The organism is Kurthia gibsonii (assembly GCF_006539985.1).
Lineage (GTDB): Bacteria > Bacillota > Bacilli > Bacillales_A > Planococcaceae > Kurthia > Kurthia gibsonii.
This window is the reverse complement of record NZ_BJOB01000029.1, coordinates 23097-32585: the sequence shown is the minus strand read 5'-3', so window position 1 is coordinate 32585 and position 9489 is coordinate 23097. Positions and strand designations below refer to the sequence as shown.

9 protein-coding genes are annotated in these 9489 nt (G+C 37.4%); 2 read left to right on the top strand and 7 right to left on the bottom strand.

Annotated elements, in window-relative coordinates:
• Positions 1-102 precede the first annotated feature (102 nt).
• Complete coding sequence (gene gltS / locus KGI01_RS09540; RefSeq protein ID WP_141274497.1) at positions 103-1284, bottom strand: sodium/glutamate symporter; 1182 nt, start codon at positions 1282-1284, stop codon at positions 103-105.
• A 1-nt stretch (position 1285) separates the two neighbouring features.
• Entirely contained in the window at positions 1286-2233 is a 948-nt protein-coding gene (gene hutG, locus KGI01_RS09535) for a formimidoylglutamase (RefSeq protein ID WP_141274496.1), read from the bottom strand.
• Positions 2234-2360: 127 nt separating this feature from the next.
• Here hutG and KGI01_RS09530 point away from each other — a divergent pair, with 127 nt between their 5' ends.
• On the top strand, positions 2361-3248 hold the full coding sequence (locus KGI01_RS09530; RefSeq protein WP_170214770.1) for a LysR family transcriptional regulator: 888 nt from the start codon (positions 2361-2363) through the stop codon (positions 3246-3248).
• Between the two features lie 74 nt (positions 3249-3322).
• Positions 3323-3814 carry a hypothetical protein gene (locus tag KGI01_RS09525; protein WP_141274494.1) on the top strand — a complete coding sequence of 164 codons (492 nt, stop codon included), beginning with the start codon at positions 3323-3325 and terminating at the stop codon, positions 3812-3814.
• 42 nt (positions 3815-3856) lie between these two features.
• Here KGI01_RS09525 and KGI01_RS09520 read toward each other — a convergent pair whose 3' ends face one another.
• From KGI01_RS09520 to KGI01_RS09500, 5 genes are all read right to left on the bottom strand, one after another.
• Complete coding sequence (locus tag KGI01_RS09520; RefSeq protein WP_141274493.1) at positions 3857-4747, bottom strand: ABC transporter permease; 891 nt, start codon at positions 4745-4747, stop codon at positions 3857-3859.
• A 14-nt stretch (positions 4748-4761) separates the two neighbouring features.
• Positions 4762-5766 (bottom strand): ABC transporter permease, encoded by a 1005-nt coding sequence (locus KGI01_RS09515; RefSeq protein WP_068454132.1) that lies wholly within the window; start codon positions 5764-5766, stop codon positions 4762-4764.
• A 67-nt stretch (positions 5767-5833) separates the two neighbouring features.
• Positions 5834-7426: an ABC transporter substrate-binding protein gene (locus KGI01_RS09510; protein ID WP_141274492.1), complete on the bottom strand. Its 1593-nt coding sequence runs from the start codon at positions 7424-7426 to the stop codon at positions 5834-5836.
• Between the two features lie 21 nt (positions 7427-7447).
• Positions 7448-8440, bottom strand: a complete 993-nt coding sequence (locus tag KGI01_RS09505; protein WP_087682599.1) for an ABC transporter ATP-binding protein — start codon at positions 8438-8440, stop codon at positions 7448-7450.
• Positions 8433-9437, bottom strand: coding sequence for an ABC transporter ATP-binding protein (locus KGI01_RS09500; protein WP_141274491.1), 1005 nt, complete (start codon positions 9435-9437; stop codon positions 8433-8435). The genes KGI01_RS09505 and KGI01_RS09500 overlap by 8 nt, the downstream gene beginning before the upstream one ends.
• Between the last annotated feature and the right edge of the window lie 52 nt (positions 9438-9489).

Below are 9489 nucleotides of genomic sequence, written 5' to 3'. Positions count from 1 at the left end.
GGATTCCCTTTCGCGTCAACTTTTGTCCCTTTCAACGAGCAGGTTTCCCTTTCATTCAGTAATCAAAAAAGGAACCGCACCACGATGCGATTCCTTTTCATTTTATTTGAATAAATTAATCGTTGCAATGATGATCGGCATACCAAATACGTCAATCAAAAATGCTCCTACAATTGGAACGATTAAAAATGCTTTTTGAGATGGGCCGAATTTCTTTACAACTGCTGACATGTTTGCCATCGCGTTTGGTGTTGCACCAAGCCCATGTCCTAAGAAACCAGCAACCATAACGGCTGCATCATAGTCTTTGCCAAGCGCTCTGAATAACACAAAAATCGCAAAAACAGTGATGAATACGACTTGAATGAATACAATACCGATAATTGGAAGTGCTACACCTGCTACTTCCCAAAGTTTGATACTCATTAAAGCCATTGATAAGAAAATACCTAATGAAATATCGCCAATCAAATTAATCTCTTTCATATTAATAAAGCCTGGTTTTACGCGGTCCATTACATTACGTAAGATAACAGCTGTAAACATCGCACCGACATAACCTGGTAATACAAAGCCCGTCGTATTTGAGAATAATTCGCCTAAATATGTACCGACTGCCATACTGAATGTAATTAAGAATACTTGATTCATAAAAGATTTTTCAGTTACAGGATGTTCGTATTGTTCAACATATTTTTCTTCTGGTACTTCTACTGGTTTTAAATCAAATTTTTTCACTAAATATTGAACAACTGGACCACCGATTAAACCACCAGCAACTAAACCAAGTGTTGCAGCTGCTAAACCGATTGAAATCGCTGAGTCAACGCCTAATCCTTGTAATGTTTCACCGTAAGCTGCAGCTGCTCCGTGCCCACCTTCCATTGATACCGCGCCTGCCATTACACCTAATAATGGCTCTAAACCGAATAATTTAGCGAAACTAACGCCGATAACATTTTGCATAAGTGCTAAGAAACCACAAGCGATCCAATAAATAATTAATAATTTGCCACCTAAGCGTACCAGTCTAAAACTTGCGCCTAAACCAATCGTTGTGAAGAAGGTAATCATAAAGATACTTTGTAACGATGTATCTAACGAAATTTCAACAACGCCTGTTGCTTTTAAAGTTGTCGCAATGATTGCGAAAATTAAACCACCAACAACAGGTGCTGGAATACAGAAGCGACTTAAAAAGCCGACTTTACGAACTAAGAATGTACCTAATAAAAACATTGCTACCGCAATGAATAATGTTGTAATTTGATTGACTTCTAACATATTATTTCCCCCTTGTAATTCCAATCATCGCTTCATTTGTTAAATAGGCTCCCAACTTAACTGTAATCCCCTCTGAGTCAAGTGCTGGATTCACCTCACAAATGTTGAAGCTTGTTGTTTTTTTATGTTGTGTAACGAGTTGAATAATAGAACGAACCATTTTCGGATGTAGCCCGAATGGTGACGGCGCACTAACCCCTGGTGCATGTGCCGATTCAATCACATCTGTACAAAGCGTAAGTATTACAATATCACATTCATTTGCAAAACGGTCGAATTCTACCGAAACATCTGCTAACGTCATCTCATCTTCATATAAATACGTCACGCCTAGCTTATCTGCACGATTAAATAATTCTCTCGTGTTACCATAGCGCTGAATACCGCAAACAAAGTAAGAAGCATTTGCATCTTCATCTAAAATTTGTTTGAACATTGTACCAGATGAAGGTTGTTCATCGTAACTTCTTAAATCAAAGTGTGCATCAATATTAACTAAACCGATTTTAGCATCTTGACCGTATGCTGCACGTACACCTAAATAATGTCCATATAATGTTTCATGTCCACCGCCTAAAATGATACATTTCGCATTCGTTTGTAGTGCTTGTTGAACAGCGTCCCCTAATTGTTGTTGTGCTTGTTCAAGTTTTTGTCCTTCACACACAATATTGCCAACGTCCACAATATTCTGAATATGTTGGTCATTCTTCGGTAAGCTTGCAAGACCTTTTCGTAAAGCGTTTGGCCCTTGTGCTGCGCCAAGTCTTCCTTGATTACGTCTTACTCCTTCTTCACAAACAAACCCCATTAGAACAAGGTCTGCTGCATTATGTTCAAGCTCATCGATTTTCTTCTGTGTGACAACTTGATGTAAACGAAAACTCTCTTCATTTATTTCGCTATCAACACGTCCATTCCAATAAGCTGATACTTTCGAATCATACATAGACTCTCCCCCTTTAAAACTTTTACATGAAAGCGTATTCTTAGTATAATTTCTGTTATATATAATTACTAATACTGATTTTGTATATATTTATAGTTTCAAACTATAAATGAAAGGGATGATTCACTTGGATTTAAAGCAATTAACGTATTTTGTGACAGTAGCCAAAACACTTAGCTTCTCAAAAGCTGCGCTCGGGCTACATATTTCACAACCTTCTCTTAGTAATTCCATTGCGAATTTAGAAAAAGAGATTGGAAGTTCTTTATTTGAACGAACGACTAGACAATTAAAATTAACAGATACAGGTGAGTTACTACTTGAACGTGCGACTTCCTTACTTGAACAGTTTTCAATTATGAATGAGGAAATTCAAGACATTGTACATGGAGAGGAAATCGAGATTGTATTTGGCATGATTGAATCGGCACATGGCTGGTTTACAAAGATTATGTATGATTACGCAAAGAAATATCCAGCTGTTCAATTTTCAGTGATTGATACACTGTATAACACACGTGTTGTAACAGCTCTTGAGAAATATCATATTCACGCAGCGATTTCGAATCATCGCATTCAAAGTCCTTCTATTACAGGGATTCAGCTCTATACAGAACGCTTTGTTGTTATTTTTCAAAAGGAGCATCCACTCGCTAAAAAAGAACATATCACATTGAAAGATTTATGTGATGATTCTCTTATTACAGGGATGCCGAAATTTGAAACATGTAAACAGATTTTAAGTGCTTTTGATAAATTACAATTAACACCTAAAATTGACTATCAAATTGAACGCTTTGAAATGGCGAAACTTCTTGTGAATGAAGGACTTGGTATTAGTATTTTGCCTGAAAACTATATTAAAAATGCCTTTCCCGATACACTCGACTATCGTGTGATTGAAGATAATATTTTAGCTCGTCCTGTCTTTTTATACTATTTAAAAAATCGTCGTTTTCCAGGTTCTGTCCTTACATTATTTGAGGAAATTCAAACCTTCACAAAAATGCTATAGAAAGTTGAAGGAGAGGGTTTTTTACTCGCTTTCAACTATGTTACGCTAGGTATATTGAAAAGGAGACAGCATGTATGATTAATAACTATGAAATTTTACAGTTTATGAATAAAAATAAACAATATAAAGGTTATCAAGTGGCACAAACGGATTCAAAACAAGTTCCTGGTGCCAGTCATTTACTATTTAAAGCAGGTATTGATCGTTTTTTATTCGTGCGCATAATCGAACCAACACGTGATACTCCGACAACGGATAAAATTTTAGCGATTGAAGAATTGGCATCTTATAAATTTTCTGAGTTTGAGACGGTGAAATACGATCAGTTTTCGTTATCACAACGCTACACATTTACACGTCCAAATGGTGAACAATTAATCGTTAAAACATGGGTATCTTCTGCGACACTTCGTTCTGCATTACCTGACAAAGTGAAATTAATCGTTGTCGACCGTAAATGGTATAATCGTATTGTAGGCTTTCGTTCAAAAAAACCACTTCATATGGTTATTGCGACTGTGATTTACGCAGCGATTATCTTTTTATATTTCAAATACTTTTTCTAAAAATAAAAAGGACTCGGATTATGCCGAAGTCCTTTTTTCGTATTAATTTTTCATTTTTGGATCGAAAGCATCGCGTAAACCATCACCCATTAAGTTGAATCCGAGTACAGTTAGCATAATCGCAAGACCTGGGAAAATCATCGTCCACGGTGCATTGATTAAATAAATACGCGCATCTGCTAACATTTTACCCCATTCAGGTTGTGGTGCTTGTGCGCCAAGACCTAAGAAACCAAGTGCGGCTGCTTCAATAATCGCTGTGGCAATCGCGAGCGTACCTTGTACGATAATCGGTGTCATGGAATTAGGTAATACATGTCCCCATAAAATACGTGTATCACGCATTCCGACTGCACGAGCAGCTGTAATAAATTCTTCTTCTTTAATGCTTAATACTTTAGAACGAATAAGACGACCAAAATTTGGTACATTGACAATCGCAATCGCTAGTAGCGCATTGAATAAAGATGGTCCGAGTGCTGTGACAATTGCAATTGCCAGTAGAATACTTGGGAAGGCAAGTAGGATATCAAAGAAACGTGAAATGATAGTGTCTACCCATTTTCCGTAATAACCTGCTAAAATTCCTAATATACTACCAATAATAATGGAAAGTGCAACAGACGCAAAACCTACTAGTAAAGATAATCTTGCGCCTAAAATAACGCGTGAGAAAATATCGCGTCCAAATACGTCCGTCCCAAACCAATGTGCGCTAGAAGGTGGTAAGAGTCGCAATTTTAAATTTTGTTCATTAATCCCTTGTGGTGCAATCCACGGACCGAAAATAGCAAGTAAGATGAAGAAAGCAACAATGATTGTGCCTACTACAGCTACTTTACTTTTCCGAAAAGTTCGTAGACTATCTTGGAATGGACTACGTGCCTTACTTTTCTCTTCTGGTAATTGTATTTCGGGTGTAATACCTGTCATGTTGTTCCCTCCTCTTAATCGTATTTAATACGTGGATCAATCACACTATAAAGTAAATCAACCAGTAAATTAATCATGACGAATAAGAATGCTACAACTAGAATACCTGATTGAATAACTGGATAATCACGAGAACTAATCGCATCATAAATATAGCGTCCAATACCTGGCCAACTAAAGATGGTTTCCGTTAGAATAGCCCCGCCAAGTAAAAGTCCTGTTTGTAAACCAATTACTGTTAATACGGGAATGACTGCATTTTTTAAACTATGTTTATAAACAACCCAAAACATCTTTTGTCCCTTCGCTCGTGCTGTACGAATGAAGTCCGAACGCATCACTTCAATCATTGTTGAACGTGTCATACGTGCAATTATTGCCATTGGTATTGTAGCCAAAGCAGTCGCTGGTAAAATTAAATGCTTCACAACATCTAAAAATTGATCAAAACGCCCTTCAATTAATGTATCAATTAAATAGAAATGCGTAATGGCTTCAACAGGATCTCGTGGATCAAATCGATTGGAAGTTGGTAACCAACCAAGTTCAACACTGAATGCCCACTGTCCTAATAAACCTAACCAAAAAATCGGAATCGATACACCAATTAGTGCTAAAATCATCGCACTATAATCAAACCATGAATTTTGGAACCATGCAGACACAATTCCTGCATTGACGCCAATGACAATAGCAATAACCATTGCAACAAAGCCTAATTCCATTGTTGCGGCTAAATATGGGTAGATTTCTGCACTAACAGCTTCACCTGTTTTAATCGACTCTCCCAAGTTACCTGTAAATAATTGTCCTAGATAATTAAAGTATTGTATGTACCATGGATTATCGAGACCTAAACTTTCTCGTAATGCAGCCACAGCTTCTTTACTTGCCTGTTGACCGAGGATGATTTTCGCTGGGTCACCGGGAATAGCTCGTACAATCATAAACACAATAAATGTCATACCAAAGAGGACAGGGATTAATTGTAAAAGTCGTTTTCCTGTATAGCGTAGCATACACGTTACCTCCTAAAATAATATGCGCTGTCACACTGTTCAACTCTGTGCGACAGCGCATGTTTACTTATTTAAAATCAATTGTGTCAAAGCGGTCAGAGCCTGTTGGATGAGCTTTGAAACCAGTAATTTCTTTTTTACCTGCCAATAAAGGTGTTGAGTAAGCAATCGCTACCCAAGGTGCTTCATCATGGATAATTTCTTGTGCTTTTTCGTATAATTTCGCACGTTTTTCTTCATCTACTTCTTTTTGCGCTTCTTTTAATAATTTGTGTGTTTCAGCATTTTTGAAGAATGTGTAGTTGTTACTACCGATATTATCTTCATCTAAAAGTGTGTATAGGAAGTTATCAGCGTCTCCATTATCACCTGTCCAACCAAGTAAGAAGGCATCTGCTTCACCTTTTGAAGCTTTATCTAAATATGTGCCCCACTCGTAGTTGACAATTTTAGATTTCATTCCAACATCTTCTAAATTCTTTTGAATTGCTTCAGCAATTTTTTGTCCGTCTGGCATGTATGGACGTGGCACTGGCATTGCCCAAAGTTCAATTGTTTCACCTTTATAATCTGATTCAGCTAATAATTTCTTCGCTTTTTCAGGATCATATTTATAGTCTTCAACCGAATCATTGAATCCTTTAATAACTGGTGGCATTGGATTTTTCGCTACATCCGCTTGTCCTTCATAGAACGTATCAACAATCGCTTGTTTATCAATTGCATAGTTGACAGCTTGACGTACTTTTTTATCATCAAATGGTTTACGTGTTACGGTTAAACCAAGGTATCCAACATTTAAAGATGGACGTTTGAATAATTGTAAATTTGGATTATCTTCAATCATTTTTGCATCTGATGGGTTAATACCGTCTGCTAAATCGATTTCACCAGATGTTAAAGCATTTAGACGTGCTGAGTTATCTGGAATAGAACGGAAGATGACTTTATCTAGTTTAGGTAATCCTTTTTGCCAGTAATCTTCATTCTTCTTCAATGTAATGGAATCGTTACGTTTCCACTCAACAAATGTAAATGGACCTGTACCAACTGGTTTCTTTTCGAAATTCTTACCTTCTTTTTCAAGTGCTGTTGGCGATGCAATCGCAAACGGCGTCATCGCTAAGTTCTTTAAAAATGGTGCTTGCGGATAATTTAATGTGATGATAACTTTATCTTCACCATCTGCTTTTACTTCTTTAATAACGGCATTTTTATCGCCTTTAAAACCACCGAACATCGATTGGAAGTATGGGAACTTTTTAGCATTACCATTCATCCAGCGCTCGAAGTTTTTCACAACTGCTTCAGCATTAAAATCTGTACCATCTTGGAATTTAACACCTTTTTGTAGCTCGAATGTATATTCTAAGCCATTCTTTGATGTTTCCCATTTTGAAGCAAGTCCAGGTACTAAATCTGTGTTTTGTTCACCAAAATTGATTAATGTTTCAAAAATATTTTTTGTTACATTCAGTGACTCACCATCTGTTACAGCAGCTGGATCTAATTTTACAGAGTCAGCTCCACGACCAAAGACAAGAACTTTTTCTTTTTTGTCGCCGTCTGAACCGCTATCTTTTTTCTCGCCACATGCTGCTAAAGCAGTTGATAAAACGAGAATTAAGAGTAGGACGAACACAAAACTCTTTTTCTTCATACAATTCCCTCCAAAACTTTTCTATTTATTATCATTGCTGAATGCCTCTGTATAGAGATGGCATGCAACAGAATGACCAGGTTCAACTTCGATTAATAATGGAACACGTTGGTCACAATGCTCCATTTTTAAAGGACACCGCGTATGGAACGCACATCCTGTTGGCGGATTCGCTGGGCTCGGTATATCGCCTGTTAAAAGTTGCGTTTCTCGCATAAAATCAGGATCAGGTACAGGTACTGCGGCTAGTAAAGCTTGTGTATATGGGTGTAATGGCTTTTCATATAGCGCTTCACTTTCAGAAATTTCAATCATTTTACCCAAGTACATGACACCTACTCGGTCACTTATGTGGCGAACGACGCCTAAATCATGGGCAATGAAGATATACGTTAGCTTTAATTCTTGTTGTAAATCTTTCATTAGATTTAATACTTGTGCCTGAATCGATACATCCAGTGCTGAAACAGGTTCATCTGCAATAATCAATTTCGGATTTGTCATTAAGGCGCGTGCAATCCCAATACGTTGGCGCTGTCCACCACTAAATTGGTGTGGATAACGACTTGCATGGTAGCTACTCAATCCAACAATTTCGAGCAATTTTGCGACCTTTTCTTTTCGCTCTTTGTCGTTACCAATGCCATGCACTTTAAGCGGTTCTTCCAAAATTTTCTGAATATTATGTCTAGGATTAAGCGACGCATACGGATCTTGAAAGACCATCTGAATGTCACGTCTTGCTTTTCGTAATTCTTCTTTTGACATTGTCGAAACATTTTTTCCTTCAAAATAAACTTCACCAGCAGTTGGCTCAATGAGGCGCATAATGGAGCGACCAGTTGTTGATTTTCCACACCCGGATTCTCCTACAATACCGAGTGTTTCACCTTCCATAATTTCAAAAGAAACATCATCGACTGCTTTTACATCTCCAACACGACGACCAATCACACCTGCTTTAATGGGAAAGTATTTTTTTAATCCTTTAACTTTTAATAATGGTTCAGTCATTCAGTGCAACCTCCTTTTCTTCTGCAAGGAAACATCTTGAAATATGATGATCATTCGTATGATAAATTTGTGGATTTTCATTTAAGCAACGCTCAAATGCATATTCACAACGTGCTGCAAAACGACAGCCTTTTTTAATCGAACCTGGCTTTGGTACATTTCCCGGTATCGAATACAATCGCTCTTTTTTATAGCGCATATCCGGAACAGATTGAATTAATCCTTTTGTATAAGGATGCTGCGGTGATTCAAAAATCTCTTTTACAGGACCTTCTTCAACAATTTGTCCCCCGTACATGACAATAACGCGCTCACATGTTTCTGCTACAACACCTAAATCATGGGTAATGAGCATAACTGCTGTATTTAGACGTTCATTTAAGTCGCGCATTAACGCGAGAATTTGCGCTTGAATCGTTACATCAAGTGCGGTTGTCGGTTCATCCGCAATCAAAATTTGCGGGTCACAAACTAACGCCATCGCAATCATGACACGTTGACGCATACCACCCGAAAGTTGATGTGGGTATTCTTTGATTAATTGTTCAGCACGCGGTAATCCAACTAATTTCATCATTTCGATGGCACGTGCAGTCGCTTGTTTTTTTGACCACCCTTTATTATGTAATAAAATGGCTTCGTTTAATTGTTTACCGATTGTAAATAATGGGTTGAGTGATGTCATCGGTTCTTGGAAAATCATCGCGATATCATTTCCTCGTATCTTTCGCATCTCTTTTTCTTTTAATTTTGTTAAATCTCTACCACCAAACTGAATTTCACCATTTGTAATTTTGCCAGGTGGTGAAGGAATTAATCCCATAATCGAAAGAGATGTCACACTTTTTCCCGAGCCAGACTCTCCAACAATCCCAAGAATCTCTCTTTCTCTCAATGTAAATGAAATACCATCTACTGCTGGCACTGCACCATCATCTGTGAAAAAAGTCGTTTCTAAATTGTGGACTCTAAGCAATTCATTCGGTTCATTATTCATAGTAAGTAGCCCCCGATTTAATTTTCTGAAAATTCTTGTTTTTATTTTACAA